The organism is Schaalia sp. (assembly GCF_050312375.1).
GTDB lineage: Bacteria > Actinomycetota > Actinomycetes > Actinomycetales > Actinomycetaceae > Pauljensenia > Pauljensenia hyovaginalis.
The window spans coordinates 1-20,085 of sequence record NZ_JBNOYB010000120.1 but is presented as its reverse complement, the minus strand read 5'-3'; the positions used below and the strand labels follow the sequence as shown (position 1 = coordinate 20,085).

The window sequence follows — 20,085 nt, the reverse complement described above, 5'->3', positions numbered from 1 at the left end:
ATCGGGTCCCCATCCATTCGCGGATGGGGACCCGGTCTTCGAAACGGAGCGGAGGGCTGCGGATGAGGCGGGTCGCGAGAGCATCGGACGCCGAGATCGCCATTATGGCGGCGAAGGAGGCCTCGCGCGTGCTCCTCGAACGTGAGGGGGCGCCGCACGAGCGGATCTTCAAAGGCGGTGGGGACTTCGCTACCGAGGCCGACATCGCCGCCGAACGCGCCGCGCTGGCCCTGCTCCGTGAATGCAGGCCGGACGACGCGGTGATCGCCGAGGAGTCGGGCTGGAGCGGGCCGAGGGAGGCTGAGCGAGTGTGGATGCTCGATCCCTTGTGCGGAACGTTGAACTATGCCTCGCGGACGGGACCCTATGGCGTCAATGTCGCGCTGACGAAGGGGGACGAGGTTCTGGCGGCTGCTGTCAGTGAGCCCTTGTACGACCGTCTGATTTGGACTGACGGTTCTGCTGTTTTCATCGGATGCGGCGATGAGGACGCCCCCGCCTCGCCCTCGCCCGAGTCGCGGGTGGTGGAGATTCTCATGGACGCCCAGGATCCGGATGCTCGGGGATTCTCTCTCGCTCGATTCTGGAGATCCTCGGCTTTCGACACCCTGAATCCGAGGTACGTGGGGACGGGGATCTCACTGGCGTGGGTGGCCGCGGGCCTTCGCGCCGGCTTCGTCATCGCGGGAGATCGCGCGGCGAGCGTTCACTTCTCCGCGGGCATCGGCCTGTGCCGCGCGGCCGGTTGCATCATGTCGGGGCTGCTGGGAGAGGATCTTCACCTCGCCAACAGCGGGATCGTGTGCGCGGCCGATGAGCGGACCTACGAAGCGCTGATGAGCGGGATCGGCGAGCAGTTCCAATCCGCTCGCCTTGATCCCCCAGTACGGTGACATCGGCTAAGATCCGGCGGCGCCGCCGCTCTCCCTGGGTCGCAATCGGGCTCGTCCGTTGACGCCCCGCCCTGGCAGTCGCGCGTCTCACGCTTTCGCGGGCGCCGCCGCGTGGACCGGCAAGCCCGCGAGGTGGCAGAATGGGCCGGTCGGCTTTCGGTTCACCGGTTCGCCGCCGCAGTCGATGCGGCAGGACGCCCTTCGTCCGATGCGAAGGGGTCTGCGGATCCGGACCCGGGGCACCAACGAACCCAGGAGTTCCCATGAAGAAGGACATCCACCCCACGTACGTGGACACCGTTGTGACCTGCACCTGCGGCAACAGCTTCCACACCCGTTCGACCCTCGCCTCCGGCGAGATGCGCGTCGACGTCTGCTCGGCCTGCCACCCGTTCTACACGGGCAAGCAGAAGATCCTCGACACCGGCGGCCGCGTCGCCAAGTTCGAGGCCCGCTACGGAAAGCGCGTCCGCCCCTCCAAGTGAGGCCGACGCGCACCGAGGCGACAGCGCGGCGCCGGTGACGAAGGTCACCGGCGCCGTCGCACATCACACGCAGGAGGAGGATCCGCATGCCCATCGAATCGGAGATCGAGGTCGATCTTCGCGCGCTCACCCCTCTGCTCGAAGAGTATGAGCAGGTCGAAGCCCTCATGTCGGATCCCGCAGTCCTCGGCGACCAGACGAGGATGCGCAAGGCCGGTCGGCGATTCGCAGAACTCGGAAGGATCCGCCAGGCGGCCGAACGCCTCTCGACCGCCAGAGACGACCTGGGCGCGGCGCGCGAACTCGCCGAGGAGGATCCCTCCTTCCAAGCGGAGATCCCCGCCCTCGAAGACGAAGTGGCCGCAGCGCACGACGAGCTCATGCGCATCCTCGCGCCTCGCGATCCCGAGGACGCCCTCGACGTCATCCTCGAGATCAAAGCGGGGGAGGGGGGCGAGGAATCCGCCCTCTTCGCCTCCGATCTCGCCCGCATGTACGCCAGGTACGCCGAATCGAAGGGCTGGTCGGCGACCGAACTCTCCTCGACGACCACCGAGCTGGGCGGCTTCAAGGACATCTCCCTGGCGATCCGGGCGAAGGGCGCTCCGACCCCTGACGAGGGCGTATGGGCGCACCTCAAATACGAAGGCGGAGTCCACCGCGTTCAACGAGTGCCCGTCACCGAGTCCCAGGGGCGCATCCACACCTCCGCGGTCGGAGTCTTCGTCATGCCGGAGATCGAGGACGACTCCGAGATCGTCATCGATCCGAACGATCTGCGCATCGACGTGTACAGGTCCTCCGGACCGGGCGGGCAATCCGTCAACACGACGGACTCGGCCGTGCGCATCACCCACATCCCCTCCGGCATCGTCGTGTCGATGCAGAACGAGAAGTCCCAGCTCCAGAACAAGGAAGCGGCCCTGAGGGTGCTCGCTTCGCGGCTCGCGGCCGAAGCGAGGGCGAAGCGCGAAGCCGAGGCCTCGGCGCAGCGCCTCTCCCAGGTGCGCACCGTCGACCGCTCCGAGCGCATCCGCACTTACAACTTCCCCGAGAACCGCATCGCGGATCATCGCACCGGCTACAAGGCCCACAATCTCGACCGCGTCCTGGGCGGCGAACTGGCGCCCGTCATCGATTCGCTGCGCAGCGCCGACGAGACGGAGAGACTCGCGAGGGCGGCCGGACAGTGACCGGACAGAGGGACGGAGCGGACCCGGGCGCTTCGACGAGCCTCAACGCGCTGCTCCGCGCAGGGGCGCGCCGTCTTGAGGGGATCGAAGGCGCATCGCCCGCGGGCGACGCGCGTGAACTCGCCGAATGGGCCTTCGGAGCCGAATCCGTGTGGAGCATCCGCGAGCCCCTCGACCCCTCGGGAGTGCGGCGCTTCGAAGAGGGCGTCGCGCGCCGTGAGCGGCGCGAGCCGCTCCAGTGGATCACATCGCGGATGCACTTCGCCGGGCTCGCGCTGAAGGCGGGGCCCGGGGTGTTCCTCGTGCGGCCCGAAACCGAAGTGCTCGTCGAAGAGGCGATCCGCCGGTGCCGCGCGATCGCGGCCGAGCGGGGCGGCGTGAATGCGGTCGACCTGTGCGCGGGCTCAGGGGCGATCGGGATCGCGATCGCCCACCACGTGCCCGGCGCGCGCGTATGGGCCGTCGAGATCGACCGGATCGCTCGGGGCCTCGCGGCCGAGAACATCTCGGCCCTCGTCCCCGGGCGGGTTGCGCTCGTCCCGGGCGATGCGACCGACCCCGCTACCCTCGCCGAACTCGACGGCGCGATCGACATCGTGGTGTCGAACCCCCCTTACGTTCCGCCCTCAGAGGCCCCCACCCAGCCCGAAGCGCTCCGCGATCCCGACCTCGCCCTCTTCGGGGGCGGAGCCGATGGAATGGAGATCCCCACCGGGATCCTCGCCCGAGCGCTCCGCCTCTTGAAGGAGGGGGGCTGCGCCCTCGTCGAGCATTCCGAGAGCCAGGGGGAGGCGATGCGCCGGACGGCCCTCGGCCTCGGCTTCTCGACGGTCCGGACGATGCCGGACCTGACGGGGCGCGACCGCTGCCTCATCGCCGAGCGTGGCAGAATGACGCGGTGACCCCTCGAATCATTCGCTGCACTCCCGCATGGAACCCTAACGACCTCGCCGAGGCCGCGGCTCACGTCCGCAAGGGCGGACTCGCCGTCGTGCCCACCGACACGGTGTACGGGATCGGGACGACCGCGACCGACGCGCGGGCAGTCCAGCGCCTCCTCGATGCCAAGGGGCGCGGCCGTCAGATGCCGCCGCCCGTCCTCGTCGCCCACGCGGGCGCCGTCGATGAACTCGCCGTCGACATCCCCGAAGGCGCGCGCCGCCTCGCCGATTCCCACTGGCCGGGCGCTTTGACCCTCATCCTCCGCGCCCGTCCGGACCTCGGCTGGGACCTGGGCGAGACCGCGGGGACGATCGCACTGCGCATGCCGGATCACGCGCCCCTTCGCGAACTCCTCGAGCGCACGGGGCCGATGGCGGTGACGAGCGCGAACCTGACCGGCGAGCCCCCCGCGACGCGCATCGACGAGGCGCTTGCCTTCTTCGGGGACCGCGTCCTCCACATCGACGGCGGCCCGACGCGGGCTTCGACCCCCTCGACGATCATCGACTTCGCCCACGGCGCTCCCAGGGCTTTGCGACTCGGAGCCGTATCCTTGGAGGACCTGTCCGCATCCGCCCGGATCGACATCCTTCCCACGATCTGACATCCGATAGGGAACGCCTCCCGCATGAAGGTTTATGTCCTGCTCACGCTCATCGCGATGGGCGTCACGCTCCTCATGACGCCCCTCGTCAGATGGGCATGCCTGCGATGGGGGATCGTTCCCGAGCTGAGATCTCGCGACATCCAGAAGGCCCCGATCCCCAGGCTCGGCGGCATCGCGATGACGATCGGCCTGGTCGTGACCCTCCTGATCGCCTCCCGCATCCCCTACATGGCGCCCCTGTACGCGACGAGCGTGCCCTGGGCGGTCATGTGCGCGGCCTCGGCGATGTGCCTGCTCGGCGTGATCGACGACGTCATCGAACTCGACTGGATGACCAAGCTCTCCGGGCAGATCCTCATCGCGGGCGTCATGGCCTATGCGGGCGTCCAGCTGGTCTCCTTCCCGATCTTCGGCGTGACGATCGGCTCCTCGCGCCTGTCGTTGATCGTCACCGTCGTCCTGGTGGTCGGCATCGTCAACGCGGTCAACTTCATCGACGGCCTCGACGGCCTTGCCGCCGGAATGGTCGCCATCGGGGCCGGCGTCTTCTTCGTCTACTCGTACATGCTGTCGAGGCTCATGGGCGCCGCATCCTATGCGACGACAGCCTCGCTCATCGTCGTCGCGCTGGTCGGGGTGTGCGTCGGTTTCCTGTGGTTCAACTTCCACCCCTCATCGATCATGATGGGCGGCGGCGCCGAGACCCTCGGACTGGTTCTCGCCGCCGCGGGCATCATCGTGACGGGCCAGATCGATCCGGCCCTGCTCGGGCGCCAGCAGGTCCTCGTCGGCGTCCTGCCGATCATCCTGCCGCTTTCGGTCATCTTCATGCCGATCCTCGACCTCGTCGTCACCTCGATCCGCCGGATCCGCAAGGGCAAGAGCCCGTTCAAAGCGGATCGTTCGCATTTCCACGACCGTCTGATCCTGCGGGGCCACTCGCATCGGGCGGTCGTCGCGATCCTGTGGATGTGGACGGCGCTGGTGTGCGTGCCCGCGGTCGGGCTGCTCGTCTTCGACTGGACGCGCGTCCTCTGGTTCGCCCTGCCAGCCTACGCGATCGGCGTGACGATCACGGCCTCCGAGTTCCCCGCGGCGCGCCATCGCCCCTCCGCCCGCCCGCAACGAGAAGGAGAAGCGCGTGAGTGAGCCCACCCCGCCCGCACCTCTTCAGAAGGCCGTCGCCTCTTTGAAGGGGCCCCTGCTCGCGATCGGCCTCCTCGCCGTCGTCTCCGCCGCGGGCTACGGGTGGTTCGCGGGCCTCCCCTTCTCCCCGGTATGCGCGGCGGTCGCGATTCCCGGGGCACTGCTCGCGGTGCAGTGGTGGGCCTTGTCGAGGGCGGCGCGGCCCGGCGCGAACGGGCCCGCATGGATCGCCGGCGCCTATCCGCTCCGGATCATGCTGGTGGTCGTCGGGCTGTACGTGCCGAAGTTCTTCGGCATCGAGGTCCGCTTGGCCGCCGCGCTCGCCATCGCGACGATCGCGGTCTCGATGCTCGTGGAGGTGATCGTCTTGTCGAAGGCGCGCATCCCCGCCGTCGATGCGCCTCCGTCGAGCGGCGGATGAAAGATCGCGCGCCTCCGCTGGGTTGGACGGGCACTCTTCCCGCGCCCTGCTAGACTGGCCGGGTCGCCCGGAGGGCGGCTGCCCATCGATGCTGATTCGCACTAGGAGGCTGCGCTGTCTACGTCAACGACCTCGTCCGTGAGACGGGGGAGCAGCTCGAAGCCGCTGTGGTACTGGATCCTCCTGATCCTGCTCCTCGTCGTCATCGCTCTGACCGCAGTCCCCGCTTTCACGCAGCATCCGCATCAACCCGGCATCGGCGACTTCTTCCCCTCCGCCCTCTTCGGCGAGGGAACCTTCTTCGAGTTCAACCGCCTCACCCTGGCGCGCGTCGTCATGGGCGTCCTCGTCTGCGTCATCCTGCTCGCCGTCTCGCGCAAGCCCAAGCTCGTGCCGGGCCGCGGCCAGATGGCCGTCGAGGCGATCGCCGAGTTCATCCGCTCGAACGTCGCTCTCGAGCTCCTCGGCCCGACCAGGGGCCGCAAGTGGGCCGGTTTCGTCGGATTCGCATTCTTCGCCGTCCTCGCGATGAACCTCGCGGGCATCCTCCCGGGCATCAACATCGCCGCCTCCTCGGTCGTCGCGGTTCCGATGACCTTCGCCGCGATCTCGTACATCGCCTTCATCGGCGCGGGCGTCAAGGCCCACGGCGTCGGCGGCTTCCTCAAGTCCCAGCTCATGCCCCCGGGCCTTCCGAAGCCGATGTACATCCTCATCACGCCGATCGAGTTCCTCTCGAACCTCATCGTCCGGCCCGTCACCCTCACCCTGCGACTCCTGTGCAACATGGTCTCGGGCCACCTCCTCCTCGGCATGACCTACTTCGGCACCGCGGCGCTCCTCCAGGGGATGAACGCCCTCTCGACGGCGGGGATCCTCACGGGAGCGGCGATGGTCGTGATGACCGCCTTCGAGGTCTTCGTCGCCTTCCTCCAGGCCTACATCTTCACGATCCTGACGACCGTGTACATCAAGCTGTCCGTCGAGAGTCACTGACACTCGTCGTAAACCCGCGCCCGCAGGGCGTCCGACCCAAAAGGAAAGAACATCATGACCACCGCTGCATTCGCCTACATCGGCTACGGCCTCGCGACCCTCGGCCCGGGCCTGGGCATCGGCCTCCTCGTCGGCAAGACCCAGGAGGCGACCGCCCGTCAGCCCGAGGTTGCGGGCCGCCTCTTCACGAACATGATCATCGGCGCCGGCATGGTCGAGGCCCTCGGCCTCATCGGCTTCGTTCTTCCGCTCATCGTCAAGTGACCGCCATGCACCAGGTTTTCGCAGCCGCGGAGGAGGCCGGGGGCCTCAGCTTCATCCTCCCGCCGCTCTACGAGATCTTCTGGTCGGCGCTCGTCCTCCTCCCCGTCCTCCTCCTCGTCGGCGTCGTCGCCCTTCCCCGCCTCTACGCCACGATGGATGAGCGTCAGGCGAAGATCGCCGACGGGCTCGCCGCGGCCGACAAGGCCAAGGAGGAGCAGGCCCTCGCCGAGCGCGAGCGCGCCGAGGTTCTCAAGGCCGCCAACGCCGAAGCGCACGAGATCCGCGAACGCGCCTCCGAAGAGGCGAAGGGGATCGTCGCCGCCGCGCGTACGGAGGCTCAGGAAGAAGCCTCGCGGATCCTCGAGAACGCCCAGCGCCAGATCCTCGCCGAGAAGCAGGCCGCGGAGATCTCACTGCGCGCCGAGGTCGGACTCCTCGCGACCGAACTCGCGGAGAAGATCGTCGGCGAGCACCTCTCCGACACCGCCCTCACGAGCAGGGTCGTCGACCGCTTCCTCGATGATCTTGAAGCCGATAACGCCCGAGCCGCCCAGGAATCCGCCCGATGAACGCACAGGGAGGACTCGGCGGCGTCGCCTACTCGTCGAATCTCGAGGACGCCCTGGCGGTGCCCGGCGCCCCGGCGATGCGGATCGCCGAGGACTTCTTCGGCCTGTCCGACCTCGTCAAGACCGACGCCCGGCTCCGCCGCGCGCTCACCGATCCCTCGCGCAGCGCCCAGGAGAAGGCCTCGCTCGTCGAAGCGCTCTTCTCGGCGAAGATGAACGAGGGCACCGTGAGGATCGTGAAGGAGATGGCGGCCGGCCACTGGTCCAAGCCCGAGTCCCTCCACGACGCCGCCGAGGTCCTCGGCATCCTCGCGGTCCTCGCCGCGGCCAAGCGCGAGGGCGAGCTCGCGACCGTGGAGGGCGAGCTCTTCGAGCTGCGCCGTTTCCTCGCCTCGCATCGCGAACTCCGGCTCACGCTGTCGGACATGTCGACCGGCGACCCTCACGAAAGAGGGGACCTCGCGACGCGAGTCTTCGCGTCGAAGGTCTCGGTGTGGACGATGCGCCTGCTTCGCAGGGCGGTCGGCCGTTCGCGGCACGGGCGCCTCCTGGCGAATCTTCGCCGCTTCGCCCAGTGGGCCGCCGCGATCGAGTCGAAGCTCCTCGTCACCGTCGAGACCTCCGCCGAGATGACCGCTGAGCAGGTGGCCCGCCTGCGCAGCCTCCTCGAGACCCGTTTCCAGCGCGAGGTCGCGCTCTCCGTCTCCGTCGAGGACGGCGTGGTCGGCGGCTTCAGGCTCCGTGCCGACACCACCGCCATCGATGCGAGCCTCGCGACGAGGATCGCCGACATGAAGCGCGCTCTCGCGAGCTGACGCTCACCCCAGAACTCATACACGCACATAGAAGGAAGACTCATGGCTGACCTGTCAATCAGTCCCGAGGAGATCCGCGGCGCACTGGACGACTTCATGGAGTCCTACCGCCCCTCCGAGGTGGCGACCGAAGAAGTGGGCCACGTGACGGAGACCGCGGACGGCATCGCCCACGTCGAGGGCCTGCCCGGGACGATGGCGAACGAACTCCTCCGCTTCGCCGACGGCACGCTCGGCCTGGCGATGAACCTCGATCAGCGTGAGATCGGCGCGGTCGTCCTCGGCGACTTCGGGGGCATCGAGGAGGGGCAGGTCGTCCATCGCACGGGTGAAGTCCTCTCGGTGCCGGTCGGCGACGGCTACCTCGGCCGGACGGTCGACCCGCTCGGCCGTCCGATCGACGGACTCGGAGAGATCACCGATGTCGCGGGCAGACGCGCCCTCGAACTCCAGGCCCCCGGCGTCATGATGCGCAAGTCGGTCCACGAGCCGCTCCAGACCGGTCTCAAGGCCATCGACTCGATGATCCCGATCGGTCGCGGACAGCGCCAGCTCATCATCGGCGACCGCAAGACCGGCAAGACGGCGATCGCCCTCGACACCATCCTCAACCAGCGCGAGAACTGGAGGAGCGGCGACCCGGACAAGCAGGTCCGCTGCATCTACGTCGCGATCGGCCAGAAGGGCTCGACGATCGCCTCCGTCCGCTCGACCCTCGAGGACGCGGGCGCCATGGAGTACACGACGATCGTCGCCTCCCCGGCCTCCGACCCGGCCGGCTACAAGTACATGGCCCCCTACACGGGCTCGGCGATCGGCCAGCACTGGATGTACGAGGGCAAGCACGTCCTCATCATCTTCGACGACCTGTCCAAGCAGGCCGAGGCCTACCGAGCGGTCTCCCTCCTCCTGCGCCGCCCGCCGGGGCGCGAGGCCTACCCGGGCGACGTCTTCTACCTCCACTCCCGCCTCCTCGAGCGCTGCGCGAAGCTCTCCGACGAGCTCGGCGGCGGTTCGATGACCGGCCTGCCGATCATCGAGACGAAGGCGAACGACGTCTCCGCCTACATCCCGACGAACGTCATCTCGATCACGGACGGTCAGATCTTCCTCCAGTCCGACCTGTTCAATTCGAACCAGCGCCCCGCGGTCGACGTCGGCATCTCGGTGTCCCGAGTCGGCGGCGACGCCCAGGTGAAGGCGATGAAGAAGGTCGCGGGCACCCTCAAGCTCACGCTCGCCCAGTACCGCTCGATGGCCGCCTTCGCGATGTTCGCCTCGGATCTCGATGCGGCGACGCGTCAGCAGCTCACGCGCGGCGAGCGCCTCATGGAGCTCCTCAAGCAGCCCCAGTTCTCCCCGTACACGACCTCCCAGCAGGTCGCCTCGATCTGGACGGGCACGCACGGATACCTCGACGATCTCGAGGTGGCGGACGTGCTCCCCTTCGAGCACGCGCTCCTCGAGCACCTCAAGGCGAACTCGGCGGTCCTCGACGAGATCCAGTCGACCGGCCTGCTCACCGAGGAAACCGAGGCGGAGCTCAAGGCTCAGGTCGAGGCCTTCCACGAGCAGTGGATCCTCGCCGGCCGCGGCGCCGCCCTCGATGATTCGGATGTGGAGGCGGAGCGCACCCGCGAGGAGATCACGCGGAGCCGTCCCTCGGGCGAGAAGGCCTGAGCGATGGGCGGTCAGCAGAGGATCTACAAGCAGCGCATCGCTTCGACGCGCACGCTCGCGAAGGTCTTCCGCGCGATGGAGATGATCGCGGCGTCGAGGATCGGGGCCGCCCGCCGTGCGGCCGTCGGCCTCGGGCCCTACGAGAAGGCGCTCACGCAGGCGGTCGCGGCGGTCGCGGTCCACACGGACCTCGATCATCCGCTCACCCTCGAGCGCTACGACACCCCTCGCGTGGCCGTGCTCGTGATCGCCTCCGATCGCGGCATGGCGGGAGCCTACTCGGCGACGATCCTGAGGGAGTCGGAGCGCCTGGTCGCCCGTCTCAAAGACGAGGGCAAGGAGCCCGTCGTCTACACCTTCGGGCGGCGCGCCAAGTCGTACTTCAACTTCCGGGGCGTCCCGATCGAGCGCTCCTGGGAGGGCGAGTCGGACGCGCCGACCCCGGAGACGACGCGCGAGATCGCACGTGAACTCCTCGAGCGCTTCCTCGACGAGAACCGGATGGGGGGCGTGTCCGAGGTCCACCTCGTCTACACGCGCTTCGTGTCGGTCATGCGCCAGGTCCCGGAGGTTCGGCAGATGCTGCCCCTCCTCGTGGTCGACGCGCCCGAGGGCGATGCCGAGCGCGGGGCCGAAAGGGGATTCCAGGACGATCCTTCAGCGACCTTCCCCGAGTACGAATTCATCCCCTCGGCCGAGGCCGTCCTCGATACGCTCCTCCCGCTCTACGTCGAGAGCCGGATCCACAACGTCCTCCTCCAGTCGGCGGCTTCCGAACTGGCCTCCCGCCAGCGCGCCATGCACACCGCCACCGACAACGCCGAGGAGCTCATCACCAAGTACACGCGCCTGGCGAATTCCGCCCGTCAGGCGGACATCACCCAGGAGATCAGCGAGATCGTGGGCGGGGCCGACGCGCTGGTCGCCGGCTGATCCCAAGGACACGGAGTAAGAACATGAGTCAGGAAACAGCAGTCGCGCAGGGCCGCGTCGCCAGGGTCGTCGGACCCGTCGTCGACGTGGAGTTCCCGCCGGATTCGATCCCGCCCCTGTACAACGCGCTTCACGTCGATGTGAACCTCGCCGGGCAGGGCGAGGGCGAGGCGAGCTTCACGATGACGCTCGAGGTCGCCCAGCACCTCGGCGACAACCTCGTGCGCACGATCGCCCTCAAGCCGACCGACGGCCTGGTCCGCGGGGCCCTCGTCACCGACACGGGAGCGCCGATCTCGGTGCCCGTCGGCGACATCACGAAGGGCCACGTCTTCAACGTCACGGGCGAGCCCCTCAACCTCAAGGAGGGCGAGACCCTCGAGATCACCGAGCGCTGGCCGATCCACCGCCAGCCCCCGGCCTTCGATCAGCTCGAGGCCCGCACGAAGATGTTCGAGACGGGCATCAAGGTCATCGACCTGCTCACCCCCTACGTCCAGGGCGGCAAGATCGGCCTCTTCGGCGGCGCCGGCGTCGGCAAGACGGTCCTCATCCAGGAGATGATCCAGCGCGTCGCCCAGGATCACGGCGGCGTCTCGGTGTTCGCCGGCGTCGGCGAGCGCACCCGTGAGGGCAACGACCTCATCCGCGAGATGGAGGAGGCGGGCGTCTTCGACAAGACCGCCCTCGTCTTCGGTCAGATGGACGAGCCGCCGGGGACGCGTCTTCGCATCGCGCTGACGGGCCTGACGATGGCGGAGTACTTCCGCGACGTCCAGCACCAGGACGTGCTCCTCTTCATCGACAACATCTTCCGCTTCACGCAGGCCGGTTCGGAGGTGTCGACCCTGCTCGGCCGCATGCCCTCGGCCGTGGGCTACCAGCCGAATCTCGCCGATGAAATGGGACAGCTCCAGGAGCGCATCACCTCCGCGGGCGGCCACTCGATCACCTCGCTCCAGGCGATCTACGTCCCGGCGGACGACTACACGGATCCGGCGCCGGCGACGACCTTCGCCCACCTCGATGCGACCACCGAGCTGTCGCGCGAGATCGCCTCGAGGGGCATCTACCCGGCCGTGGACCCGCTCGCCTCGACCTCGAGGATCCTCGATCCTCAGCTCGTGGGCCGCGAGCACTACGACACGGCGACGCACGTGAAGGCGATCCTCCAGAAGAACAAGGAGCTTCAGGACATCATCGCGATCCTCGGCGTCGACGAGCTCTCCGAAGAGGACAAGGTCACGGTGTCCAGGGCGCGCAGGATCGAGCAGTTCCTCTCGCAGAACACCTACATGGCCGAGAAGTTCACCGGCGTCCCGGGCTCGACCGTGCCCCTGTCGGAGACCATCGAGGCCTTCAAGCGCATCGCCGAGGGCTACTACGACAAGGTCCCCGAGCAGGCCTTCTACAACATCGGCGGCATCGAGGACCTCGAGCGCAAGTGGCATGAGCTCGAGAAGGACGCCTGATGGCGAATCGCGTTCTTCAGGTCGAGATCGTCTCCCACGAGGGCAGGCTCTGGCACGGCACCGGCAGCGCCGTGCGGATCCCCCTGGTCGACGGTCAGCTCGGCATCCTGCCGGGCCGTCAGCCCCTGCTCGCCCAGCTCGATTCCGGTTCGGTGGCCGTGACGACCGGTGAAGGAGTCAAGACCTTCGACATCGAAGGCGGATTCGCGTCTGTCGACTCCGATTTCGTGACCGTCGTCGCCGATCACGGTACAGTTTCCTGAAAGAGGAGCCCCCGTCCGGAGCACCCGGACGGGGGCTCTCCTCATCGACATCACCATCTTCGCGATCGGAGGGGAATCATGGACGGAGTACTGCTGCCGCTCGCGGTTGTGCTGATCGCCCTCGTCGTCATCGCCCTTGCGGTCCTCGCGTACATCAATATCCGTGCGCGCCGGTTGGACGGCAGACTCGGCGCCTTCAGATGCTGGTCGCGTCCCGATACCCAGTCGGGGTGGACATCCGGGATCGGCTTGTACGGCTCCGAGGAGCTCTCCTGGTACCGCCTCGTGGGCTTCTCGAACAAGCCCGTCTACACGGTCGCACGACGCAATCTCGAACTGTCCTCCCCGGTCCAGCACTCCCAGGACGGCTCGATGCTCGAGATCCGCCTCCGTTCGGGGGACAAGCGCTACGAAGTCGCGGTCGCATCGCACACCTACAACGCCCTCGTCTCCTGGATCGAATCGGGGCCGCCTCGGCCCAGGGCGTGATCCGCTGCTAGGCTCGCCCCCGTGCGAGTTCTCATTGCGACGTGCACTGTCGACTACTCCGGTCGGCTGAGCGCCCATCTCGATCCCGCAAAACGGGTCATCATGTTCAAAGCGGACGGGTCGGTCCTCATCCATTCCGATGGGGGCTCCTACAAGCCTCTCAACTGGATGAATGCGCCGTGCACCGTCACCTGCGAGACGGTGGACGAGGCCGAGGAGGCCGACGGCGTGACGGAGGTGTGGACGGTCCAGGCCGATAAGACGGATGATCGTCTCGTCATCCGCATCCACGAGATCGTCTCCGATGTCGTGGAGGACCTCGGAGTCGATCCGGGGCTGGTCAAGGACGGGGTCGAGACCCACCTTCAGGAGCTGCTCGCCGAACAGGTCCCCCAGATACTCGGCGAGGGCTTCTCCCTCGTGCGCCGCGAGTATCCGACCCCCATCGGACCGGTCGACCTCATGGTGCGCGATGCGGGCGGCGCCTATTACGCGATCGAGGTGAAGCGGCGCGGCGGCATCGACGGGGTCGAGCAGTTGACGCGCTACCTCGAGCTGCTGTCCCGGGATCCGCTGCTTCCGGAGCTGTCCGGGATCTTCGCCGCTCAGGAGATCACGAAGCAGGCGCGCACCCTTGCACAGGATCGCGGAATCCGATGCCTCGTCCTGGATTACGACGCGATGCGCGGCTTCGACGACCCCGAGTCGAGACTCTTCTGATGAGGGCCCTGCCCGCGCGCCTGTCCCTGCTGCGCATCGTGGCCCAGGGGCTGGTGCCCGCGACGGGCGGCGCTTCGCCCGCCGCCGCGGTGGCTCGCATGCTGGCGATCCAGGGCCAGCAAGTGTCCGCGGTTCCTCACGCGATCCTCTCGCGCGCCCCGCATTCGTCGCGCGCCGAAGTGAAAGAGGCCTTCGACTCCTCGCGCCTCGTGCGCTCCTGGCCGATGCGCGGCACCGTTCACATCACGACCGCCCAGGATCATCACTGGCTCCGAGCGGCCCTGAAGCACCGTTACGGCGCCTCGCAGTCCGCGGCGCTTCGAGGCGTCGATGACGCCCTCGTGACGAGGGCGGGCGAGCTCGCCCTGAGCGCCATCGGCGAGCGCGGCCCGTTGACGAGGGCGGAGCTCGTCGAGGCGTGGGAGGAAGCGGGACTGCGCCCCGAGGGCGAGGTCTTCCACGGCGCCCACCCGATGAGCGAGTCCTTCGCGAAGAGCTGGTGGAGGCGGCACATGCTGCTCCGCCTCCACGTCGAGGGCGTCCTCGCCCAAGCCCCGCTGGGCTCGAATGAGCATCTCCTCATCGACGCCTCCCGCCTGCCCGATGAGGACCACGGACCCGTAGGAGCGGGGGTGTCCCGCACGGGGCCGCGCCATCGCGAGGCGCTCGCCGAAATCGCGAGGCGCTACGCGATGGGGCACGGGCCGATCGGCGTTCACGACCTGGCGCGCTGGACGACGCTGCCCGTCGGGGAGTCCCTGCGCGCCCTTGAGGACGCCTGCGAGGCCGGCGAAGACGACGAGGGGAGGGCGCTGAAGCGGATCCGCGTCGAAAGGGGCGCGCGCGGCGGCTGGACGCCCGATCCCCGGCGGCCTTCGCGCTCGGATCCTGACGTCTACTACATGCCTTCGGACCTCGAGGATCGTGCGAGGGAGTCGCTGGACGCGGCCAGGGCGACGATGCTCCTCGCCTCCTTCGATGAACTCCACGTCGGCTACAAGGACCGTTCCTGCCTCACCGACGAGTCGGGGGAGGCGCTCATCTGCCCGGCGAGGAACGGCATGTTCAGGCCGATCGTCGTGGACGCGGGGCGCCTCGTCGCGGTCCGTCCGGTCAAAGAGGGGCTGATCTTCCTCAAGGGGGCGCCCTCCGCGGCACTGCGCGGCCGCGTCGAGCGGGCGGTGTCGGCGACTCTGAGCAGGCTCGGGGGCTGAGCGCCGCCCTTGGCACCGGTGGCACAATGGAGCCATGAGTTCAATGGTGAAGATTCGCGGAAGAATCGTGACGGCTGATCGGATCATCGAAGACGGTGTCATCGTCGCCGAGGACGGCGTCATCACTGGGGTCATCGACGCCTCTGGGCCGAAGAGCGCCCGTGAGGAGGAGGCCCTTAGATCGACCCCCTCCCAGGGGACGACGATCCTCCCCGGCCTCGTCGACGTCCACTGCCACGGCGGGGGCGGGGCCTCCTTCCCGAATGCCGGGACGCGCGAGGAGGCGATGACCGCCGTCCTCGAGCACCGCAGGCACGGGACCACCTCCCTGGTCGCCTCGCTCGTCACAGCCTCCCGCGATGTCCTCCGGGAGCGTTCGGCGCTTCTCGCCGAGCTCGCCGATGAGGGCGAACTCGCGGGAATCCACTTCGAAGGCCCCTTCATCTCCTTCGAGCGCTGCGGCGCCCAGGACCCCGCCTACATCATCGATCCCGATCCGGAGTTCACCCGGGAGCTGCTCGGCATCTGCCGCGGGCACGCGCTCACCATGACGCTCGCCCCCGAGAAGCAGGGGGCGTACGGCCCGGGCTCGGTCGCCGAGGCCCTGGTCGAGGGCGGGGCCCTGCCCTCATGGGGCCACACCGATTCGGGCTCGCTCCACGCGCGCGAAGCGCTGGAGTACTCGCGTGAGGTTCTGGACCGCACCAAGGGGCGGCGTAGCGCGAATGCGACGATCACGCATCTCTTCAACGGCATGCGCCCCCTGCATCACAGGGACACGGGTCCGATCGCCGAGTTCCTGTCCGACGCCACCAGGGGAGGGACCATCGCGGAGATGATCTGCGACGGCGTCCACCTCGATCCTTCGCTCGTCCGGGACGTCGTGGAGATCCTCGGCCGTGACGCCTGCGTCCTGGTCACCGATGCGATGGAGGCCGCCGGAATGCCCGATGGCGAGTACGTGCTGGGCTCGCAGAAGGTGTCGGTCGAGGACGGGCGCGCCCTCATCTCGGGGCAGGGGACGCTCGCCGGCGGCACCGCCCACCTCCTCGATTGCGTGCGCACGGCGGTCGGGGCCGGGATCGGCCTCGTCAACGCCGTGTACATGTCCTCCGTCCAGGGCGCGAGAATCCTCGGCCGCGCGGACATCGGGTGCATCGAGGCGGGCAGGCGCGCGGACCTCCTGGAGGTCGATGAGGGGCTGCGCCCGATCCGGGTGTACAAAGACGGCGCCTTGATCCGATGAGGGGACGGCGTTCGCGCAAGCGCCCGTGGAACGCCCAGCACCGTGATCTCGACATGGGATCCCTGGCCTCGATGCCGCGCACTCAGAGGGGGCCGGACGGTTGCGAATACCGGGTGCAGCGCCTGAACTCCTCGGCGAAGGCCTACACCTGCCCCGCCTGCGCCCGTCCGATCCCCGTGGGAACGGCCCACGTCGTGGCATGGCCCCTTGAAGCCCCCTACGGGCTCCCCGAAGGGGTGGATGCGCGTCGGCACTGGCATTCGGAGTGCTGGAGGCGCGGTCTCCGTCCGCTGTGAGGCTCATTCGCGGGCTGAGCAGCGTGATGGTTGTCATGCAATTCATCACTGGATGCGAATATGCACTGTCTTGCGCAGGGCGGGACGCCTATCGTTGGACAGATAGGGACTTCCGAACGACCTAGGAGTAATTCGAGTGAAGCGCCTCAAGCAGTACGCATCGGCTGCGATCGCCGCAGCCGTGGCACTTGTCTTCCTCATCGTGGGCGCGCTCGCGCTCACCGTGCTCAAGCCTTCCCAGGAGCTCGCCTCGTCGGTGGTCGCTTCGAACGCGCTCGTGATGACCCGGGACGGTGTTTTGCCGCTGGTCGCGAAGGATGTCCGCATCGACGCCCGTTCGATCAGCGGAGCGCCGGTCGCCCTCGGTGTCGGCACTCCCGGTGACGTCATCGGCTGGATCGGCGATGACGCGTACACCGAGGTCGTGGGCATCACCTCCGATCGTTCGGTGCTCAAGGTCGAGGAGCATCCGGGCGCCCAGCAGGCCGAATCGTCCCAGTCGGGGAATGCGGCGCAATCCGGCGCCGGGCAGGCGGCCTCGGCGCCCGAGGCCTCCCAGTCGGCGGATTCGTCCCAATCCGCATCGCTTCCCGCCAAGGCCCTGGAGACGGATCTCGAGGGCTCGGACATGTGGCTGGACAAGACCGCCGGACAGGGCAGCGCGACGCTGGCCCTCAGCGATATCCCCGTCGGCCGTTCGCTCATCGCCGTCTCGGCTGCGGGCAAGGGCGACCTGGAGCTCACCCTCACCTGGAGCATGCGGCGGGTCAACACCCTCGCGATCATCGCCTTCCTCGGCGCGGGGCTCTTCGCCCTCATCTCGGGCGTCCTCGTCCTGTCGCGTCGGCATCTGCTCCAACGGCGCCGCGAACGCGCTCAGGTCCTCACCGAGCGCGCGGGCGCCGACACGACTCAGACTCAGATGATCGACACCGCGCAGCTCGCCGAGCTCATCGACGCCGGGCGCAGTGATGACGCCCCCTCGGAGGCGGCGAAGGCCGAGTCCCCCTCCGGAATCGAGGATCCCGGCGAGGCGCAGGACGCCGCGGACGCGAGCCCTGACGGGAGCGACGCCCCCGTCGGCGCCGATCACGCTGAAGAACCCGGCACGGCGGGCACTGCCGACACGGACGCCGACGCGGAGGCGGCTCACGGCCGTCACGCCCTGGCGGAGGGGACGATCGATGCCGATCCGCCCGAGAAGGTGCCCACGGACACGGGCATCATCGACCTGTCCGCGATCCGCCCCGGCGTCGCCCTCCCCAGCCGTCGCGCGCTGCGCGAAGCGAGGGAGAAGGGCGAGGAGAAGATCGTCATCGAGGGCCGCGAATTCGACACGGGCCTGATCCCGGTCGTCGCGAAGGAAGAGCCCGCCTCCGCGTCGGATGATCCGGCTGAAGGGGCCGATGCGACGAGCTCCTGGAAATCGTTGATGTCCGGCTGGCTGAAGAAGGACGAATCATGACGAGGCGCGTTGCGATCGCCGGAGTCGCGGTCATCGCCGCCCTGGCACTCGGGGCGTGCTCGGCGGGTGAACTCGTCGCGAAGGAGACGGCCCAGTCGGCTCAGCAGGCTCCGAACCTCGATGCGGGTCGAGTCGACGAGGTCCTCGAAGAAGTGGCGCTCACACTCGACAAGGCGGACTCCGCCCTCGACAAGGAGGCCTTCGAGGAGCGCATCACCGCCGGGGCCGCCCGGACGCGCGCTGCGCAGTACGCCTACGCCCAGGCCTCCGGCGACACGATCCCCTCCCTGGACCTGACTCCGCAGAATCTCGCCGTCACGAATTCCGCGCAATGGCCGAGGGCGATCCTCAACATCCGCCAAGCGGACGCCTCGCAGCTGCCTGTGGTCCAGGTCTTCGTCCAGTCCGATGCACGCTCCTCCTACGCGCTGACCGCGTGGTGCCGGATGCTCGGCGGGACCTCGGTGACGATGCCGGCGATCGAGCAGGGGTCGGCCTTCGTGACGAACGACTCGACCGGATTCGTCTCCACGCCCGAAGAAGCCCTCACGGCCTACGTGGACATGCTGAACGCGGGGCAGACCTCCTCGGAGGCCTTCGCGGGGGACGAGTTCACCGCTCAGTACCTCGACACCGTGAAGACGCTCGCATCGAGTCTCGAGGCCGCGGGCACCGTCACCGCGAACGCCGCTGCGACCTCCGATCCGATCGCCGGCGTCGTCCTGCAGGACGGTTCGGCCCTCGTCGCCGCGAATTTCACGTACACGCTCAACTACTCGCGCACGATCGCGAAGTCGACGATGCGCTTGGGCGGGCAGACCGCCACGATGAACTCCGGAGACGACGACACGGTCAAGGGCACGGCGACCGTCACCTATGTGGCGACCGTCCTCATCAACATCCCCTCGTCGAGCCAGGGCGGGGTCTCGCGCATCGTCGGCGCCGACAGGGTGATCGAGTCGGTGGCGATGGACGACTCGACGAATCCCGACAACGCCTGAGCCCGTGCGACAAGGACATGCCGAGGGAAGAAGGAACGACTGTGAGCACTGACGATATGCGCGCTGCGGACTCGCACGGCGCGGTTGACCTCTCCGCGACGCCGGCGCCGGCTGACTCCGCCGCGGCCCCCGATGCCGTGGCGGCCCTTGAGGCGCCGCTCATCGTGGTGGGGGATGAGGCGAATTTCAACGAGGTCATGTCGGTCTCTCAGACCGTCCCGGTCGTCATCGCGATGTGGTCGGGGCGCTCGCTGGAATCCAAACCGGTCCTCGCCGCATTGGAGGAGCTGGCCCGGGACTTCGCGGGCGCCTTCCAGTTCGTGAAGATCGACGTCGAGGCGGCCCCGCAGATCGCCCGGGCTTTCCAGGTCCAGGCCCTTCCCTCGGTGGTTGCCCTGATCGGGGGGCGTCCGATCCCGCTGTTCCAGGGATCGGCATCGAAGGAGCAGATGAGGCCCCTCATCGACGAGGTCACCAAGGCCGCCGCCCAGATGGGCGTCACGGGCCGGATCGCGGTGTCCGCCGAGCAGACGGCCGCTCCGACGCCGAACGAGCACCTGGCGCCCCTCGCCCTCGAGGCGGACGGCGATCTTGAGGGCGCGATGCGCGCCTGGGAGCGGGTCGTCGAATTGAATCCGCGCGACGGCGCGGCGAAGACCCATCTCGCACGCCTTCGCCTCGAAGCGCGCACGGCGTCCCTCGACGGCGCGGATCCGATGGCGAAGGCGGATCTGCTTTTCTCCAAGGGGGATGCCGAGGCCGCATTTTCGCTCCTGCTCGACCTCGTGGCGCAGGGGGAGACTCCGGAGGAGAAGGACGGCGCGCGCCTGCGCCTCCTCGATCTCTTCGCCGTCGCGGGCAACACGCCCGAGGTGATGAGGGCGCGGATGCGATTGTCGACCCTCGTCTTGATCTGAGGCCCGCGCACCGCGGGCGGTGTGAGAAACGGGCGTCCTCGGGCCGATCGGCCAGAGA

23 protein-coding genes are annotated in these 20,085 nt (G+C 68.4%); all 23 read left to right on the top strand.

The genetic code is table 11. The annotated features are described in order from the left end of the window. Window positions 1-23: 23 nt before the first annotated feature. On the top strand, window positions 24-893 hold the full coding sequence (locus ACQY7V_RS09665; protein WP_154477264.1) for an inositol monophosphatase family protein: 870 nt from the start codon (window positions 24-26) through the stop codon (window positions 891-893). 263 nt (window positions 894-1,156) lie between these two features. Next, window positions 1,157-1,378, top strand: coding sequence for a 50S ribosomal protein L31 (rpmE, locus tag ACQY7V_RS09660; protein WP_154477266.1), 222 nt, complete (start codon window positions 1,157-1,159; stop codon window positions 1,376-1,378). Window positions 1,379-1,464: 86 nt separating this feature from the next. Next, entirely contained in the window at window positions 1,465-2,571 is a 1,107-nt protein-coding gene (gene prfA / locus ACQY7V_RS09655; protein WP_154477268.1) for a peptide chain release factor 1, read from the top strand. Beyond that, window positions 2,568-3,473: a peptide chain release factor N(5)-glutamine methyltransferase gene (gene prmC / locus ACQY7V_RS09650; protein WP_428640032.1), complete on the top strand. Its 906-nt coding sequence runs from the start codon at window positions 2,568-2,570 to the stop codon at window positions 3,471-3,473. Before prfA ends, prmC begins: the two co-directional genes overlap by 4 nt. Beyond that, window positions 3,470-4,117: an L-threonylcarbamoyladenylate synthase gene (locus tag ACQY7V_RS09645; protein WP_428640030.1), complete on the top strand. Its 648-nt coding sequence runs from the start codon at window positions 3,470-3,472 to the stop codon at window positions 4,115-4,117. The genes prmC and ACQY7V_RS09645 overlap by 4 nt, the downstream gene beginning before the upstream one ends. 24 nt (window positions 4,118-4,141) lie before the next feature. After that, window positions 4,142-5,269 (top strand): MraY family glycosyltransferase, encoded by a 1,128-nt coding sequence (locus ACQY7V_RS09640; protein ID WP_320785483.1) that lies wholly within the window; start codon window positions 4,142-4,144, stop codon window positions 5,267-5,269. After that, window positions 5,262-5,687 (top strand): hypothetical protein, encoded by a 426-nt coding sequence (locus ACQY7V_RS09635; RefSeq protein ID WP_428640028.1) that lies wholly within the window; start codon window positions 5,262-5,264, stop codon window positions 5,685-5,687. The genes ACQY7V_RS09640 and ACQY7V_RS09635 overlap by 8 nt, the downstream gene beginning before the upstream one ends. Before the next feature lie 138 nt (window positions 5,688-5,825). Further along, window positions 5,826-6,683, top strand: a complete 858-nt coding sequence (atpB, locus tag ACQY7V_RS09630; RefSeq protein ID WP_235361115.1) for a F0F1 ATP synthase subunit A — start codon at window positions 5,826-5,828, stop codon at window positions 6,681-6,683. Window positions 6,684-6,737: 54 nt separating this feature from the next. Next, window positions 6,738-6,947 (top strand): ATP synthase F0 subunit C, encoded by a 210-nt coding sequence (atpE, locus tag ACQY7V_RS09625; protein WP_154477276.1) that lies wholly within the window; start codon window positions 6,738-6,740, stop codon window positions 6,945-6,947. Window positions 6,948-6,952: 5 nt separating this feature from the next. After that, complete coding sequence (gene atpF, locus ACQY7V_RS09620) at window positions 6,953-7,516, top strand: F0F1 ATP synthase subunit B (RefSeq protein ID WP_277298213.1); 564 nt, start codon at window positions 6,953-6,955, stop codon at window positions 7,514-7,516. After that, complete coding sequence (locus tag ACQY7V_RS09615; protein WP_277298151.1) at window positions 7,513-8,331, top strand: F0F1 ATP synthase subunit delta; 819 nt, start codon at window positions 7,513-7,515, stop codon at window positions 8,329-8,331. The genes atpF and ACQY7V_RS09615 overlap by 4 nt, the downstream gene beginning before the upstream one ends. Window positions 8,332-8,373: 42 nt before the next feature. Continuing rightward, window positions 8,374-10,011 carry a F0F1 ATP synthase subunit alpha gene (gene atpA / locus ACQY7V_RS09610; protein WP_277298150.1) on the top strand — a complete coding sequence of 546 codons (1,638 nt, stop codon included), beginning with the start codon at window positions 8,374-8,376 and terminating at the stop codon, window positions 10,009-10,011. Window positions 10,012-10,014: 3 nt separating this feature from the next. After that, a complete protein-coding gene (locus tag ACQY7V_RS09605; protein ID WP_235361113.1) occupies window positions 10,015-10,944 on the top strand; it encodes a F0F1 ATP synthase subunit gamma in 930 nt (309 codons plus the stop codon). 23 nt (window positions 10,945-10,967) lie between these two features. Continuing rightward, complete coding sequence (gene atpD / locus ACQY7V_RS09600; RefSeq protein ID WP_184453009.1) at window positions 10,968-12,416, top strand: F0F1 ATP synthase subunit beta; 1,449 nt, start codon at window positions 10,968-10,970, stop codon at window positions 12,414-12,416. Then, complete coding sequence (locus ACQY7V_RS09595; RefSeq protein ID WP_303774705.1) at window positions 12,416-12,679, top strand: F0F1 ATP synthase subunit epsilon; 264 nt, start codon at window positions 12,416-12,418, stop codon at window positions 12,677-12,679. Before atpD ends, ACQY7V_RS09595 begins: the two co-directional genes overlap by 1 nt. Before the next feature lie 78 nt (window positions 12,680-12,757). Then, window positions 12,758-13,168, top strand: coding sequence for a DUF2550 family protein (locus ACQY7V_RS09590; RefSeq protein WP_184453005.1), 411 nt, complete (start codon window positions 12,758-12,760; stop codon window positions 13,166-13,168). Window positions 13,169-13,189: 21 nt separating this feature from the next. Next, window positions 13,190-13,888: an endonuclease NucS gene (gene nucS, locus ACQY7V_RS09585; protein WP_277298149.1), complete on the top strand. Its 699-nt coding sequence runs from the start codon at window positions 13,190-13,192 to the stop codon at window positions 13,886-13,888. After that, window positions 13,888-15,102 carry a DNA glycosylase AlkZ-like family protein gene (locus ACQY7V_RS09580; protein WP_277298148.1) on the top strand — a complete coding sequence of 405 codons (1,215 nt, stop codon included), beginning with the start codon at window positions 13,888-13,890 and terminating at the stop codon, window positions 15,100-15,102. The genes nucS and ACQY7V_RS09580 overlap by 1 nt, the downstream gene beginning before the upstream one ends. A 34-nt stretch (window positions 15,103-15,136) precedes the next feature. Further along, entirely contained in the window at window positions 15,137-16,348 is a 1,212-nt protein-coding gene (locus ACQY7V_RS09575) for an N-acetylglucosamine-6-phosphate deacetylase (RefSeq protein WP_277298147.1), read from the top strand. Further along, window positions 16,345-16,644: a hypothetical protein gene (locus ACQY7V_RS09570; protein WP_277298146.1), complete on the top strand. Its 300-nt coding sequence runs from the start codon at window positions 16,345-16,347 to the stop codon at window positions 16,642-16,644. Before ACQY7V_RS09575 ends, ACQY7V_RS09570 begins: the two co-directional genes overlap by 4 nt. A 136-nt stretch (window positions 16,645-16,780) precedes the next feature. Beyond that, window positions 16,781-18,109 carry a hypothetical protein gene (locus tag ACQY7V_RS09565; protein WP_428640022.1) on the top strand — a complete coding sequence of 443 codons (1,329 nt, stop codon included), beginning with the start codon at window positions 16,781-16,783 and terminating at the stop codon, window positions 18,107-18,109. Then, window positions 18,106-19,110 carry a hypothetical protein gene (locus ACQY7V_RS09560; RefSeq protein WP_428640020.1) on the top strand — a complete coding sequence of 335 codons (1,005 nt, stop codon included), beginning with the start codon at window positions 18,106-18,108 and terminating at the stop codon, window positions 19,108-19,110. The genes ACQY7V_RS09565 and ACQY7V_RS09560 overlap by 4 nt, the downstream gene beginning before the upstream one ends. Before the next feature lie 56 nt (window positions 19,111-19,166). Then, window positions 19,167-20,027 (top strand): tetratricopeptide repeat protein, encoded by an 861-nt coding sequence (locus ACQY7V_RS09555; protein WP_303775676.1) that lies wholly within the window; start codon window positions 19,167-19,169, stop codon window positions 20,025-20,027. The last annotated feature ends 58 nt before the right edge of the window (window positions 20,028-20,085 follow it).

Coding starts and splice junctions, on each gene's coding strand:
- ACQY7V_RS09665 (WP_154477264.1), top strand. CDS start 24: ATGGGGACCCGGTCTTCGAAACGGAGCGGAGGGCTGCGGATGAGGCGG.
- rpmE (WP_154477266.1), top strand. CDS start 1,157: ATGAAGAAGGACATCCACCCCACGTACGTGGACACCGTTGTGACCTGC.
- prfA (WP_154477268.1), top strand. CDS start 1,465: ATGCCCATCGAATCGGAGATCGAGGTCGATCTTCGCGCGCTCACCCCT.
- ACQY7V_RS09640 (WP_320785483.1), top strand. CDS start 4,142: ATGAAGGTTTATGTCCTGCTCACGCTCATCGCGATGGGCGTCACGCTC.
- atpE (WP_154477276.1), top strand. CDS start 6,738: ATGACCACCGCTGCATTCGCCTACATCGGCTACGGCCTCGCGACCCTC.
- atpF (WP_277298213.1), top strand. CDS start 6,953: ATGCACCAGGTTTTCGCAGCCGCGGAGGAGGCCGGGGGCCTCAGCTTC.
- ACQY7V_RS09615 (WP_277298151.1), top strand. CDS start 7,513: ATGAACGCACAGGGAGGACTCGGCGGCGTCGCCTACTCGTCGAATCTC.
- atpA (WP_277298150.1), top strand. CDS start 8,374: ATGGCTGACCTGTCAATCAGTCCCGAGGAGATCCGCGGCGCACTGGAC.
- ACQY7V_RS09605 (WP_235361113.1), top strand. CDS start 10,015: ATGGGCGGTCAGCAGAGGATCTACAAGCAGCGCATCGCTTCGACGCGC.
- atpD (WP_184453009.1), top strand. CDS start 10,968: ATGAGTCAGGAAACAGCAGTCGCGCAGGGCCGCGTCGCCAGGGTCGTC.
- ACQY7V_RS09595 (WP_303774705.1), top strand. CDS start 12,416: ATGGCGAATCGCGTTCTTCAGGTCGAGATCGTCTCCCACGAGGGCAGG.
- ACQY7V_RS09590 (WP_184453005.1), top strand. CDS start 12,758: ATGGACGGAGTACTGCTGCCGCTCGCGGTTGTGCTGATCGCCCTCGTC.
- ACQY7V_RS09580 (WP_277298148.1), top strand. CDS start 13,888: ATGAGGGCCCTGCCCGCGCGCCTGTCCCTGCTGCGCATCGTGGCCCAG.
- ACQY7V_RS09575 (WP_277298147.1), top strand. CDS start 15,137: ATGAGTTCAATGGTGAAGATTCGCGGAAGAATCGTGACGGCTGATCGG.
- ACQY7V_RS09570 (WP_277298146.1), top strand. CDS start 16,345: ATGAGGGGACGGCGTTCGCGCAAGCGCCCGTGGAACGCCCAGCACCGT.
- ACQY7V_RS09560 (WP_428640020.1), top strand. CDS start 18,106: ATGACGAGGCGCGTTGCGATCGCCGGAGTCGCGGTCATCGCCGCCCTG.
- ACQY7V_RS09555 (WP_303775676.1), top strand. CDS start 19,167: ATGCGCGCTGCGGACTCGCACGGCGCGGTTGACCTCTCCGCGACGCCG.